At 57.7% G+C, this 1,027-nt stretch carries 1 protein-coding gene; it reads right to left on the bottom strand.

Features of this window, described 5'->3' with window-relative positions; genetic code table 11:
• Nucleotides 1-71: 71 nt before the first annotated feature.
• A partial coding sequence (locus AC0L2C_RS34105) for a zinc-binding dehydrogenase (protein ID WP_473525523.1) occupies nt 72-1,027 on the bottom strand: 956 nt, incomplete at its 5' end.

The following is a 1,027-nucleotide window of genomic DNA, read 5'->3' as shown; positions in this document are numbered from 1 at the left end:
TTACGACCCTTGGGTCACTTGGCCATCTGTAGAGATTGCCGAGTTTGCTAAGCATGTTCATGACACTGATCCTATGGTTTCAGTACGACTTTGACGCAACTGTCCTGCTTGTCGCGAAAGAGCTTGTACATCTCGGGTCCTTGTTCGAGCCCGGCAGTGTGGGTGATGACAAACGACGGGTCGATCTGACCTTCTTCGATGCGGCGCAGTAGATCGTCGGTCCAGCGGTTCACATGCGTCTGGCCCATCCTGAAGGTCAGGCCCTTGTTCATCGCTTGGCCCATCGGGATCTTGTCGACGAACCCGCTATACACGCCCGCGATTGAGATGACGCCGGCTGGCCTGCAGACATAGATCATTTCACGCAGCACGTGGGGCCGATCGTTTTCCATCATCATCATCTGCTTCGCGCGGTCATAAACGGTGTCTGGTTGACGAAAGGACACGTGACTTTCCATCCCGATCGCGTCGATGCATTTGTCTGGCCCTTTGCCGCCTGTAAGCTCGTTCAGCCTTTCAACAACGCTCTCCTCCAGGAAGTTGATGGTGATCGCGCCGCCCGCTCCGGCCATGGAAAGGCGTTCGGTCAGGCAATCTATGCCCACGACCTGCTTGGCACCGAGAAGAATGGCGCTGCGGATTGCCATCTGCCCCACCGGGCCACAGCCCCAGATCGCGACGGTATCGGAGGGCTCGATTTCGCACTGGACAGCAGCCTGCCAGCCAGTTGGCAATATGTCGCCAAGGAAGAGGACCTGCTCATCGGAGAGCCCGACCGGTACCTTGATGTGCGTTGCATCGGCAAATGGTACGCGAACATACTCCGCTTGTCCGCCCGGGTAACCGCCGGTCAGATGGGTATACCCAAACAGCCCAGCCGTCGTGTGACCGAACGCCTTGTCGGCGATGTTCTTGTTGCGGTTGGTACGTTCGCAGACCGAAAAGTTCCGGCGCTTGCACTGGTCACATTCCCCGCAAATGATGGTGAAGGGAACGACGATGCGGTCTCCCTTCCTAAGCGCGCCGT

The sequence above is a fragment of the Mesorhizobium sp. WSM4845 genome, from assembly GCF_055811455.1.
Note: the sequence above shows the minus strand (reverse complement) of the source record. Positions and strands in the feature narration are given on the sequence as shown.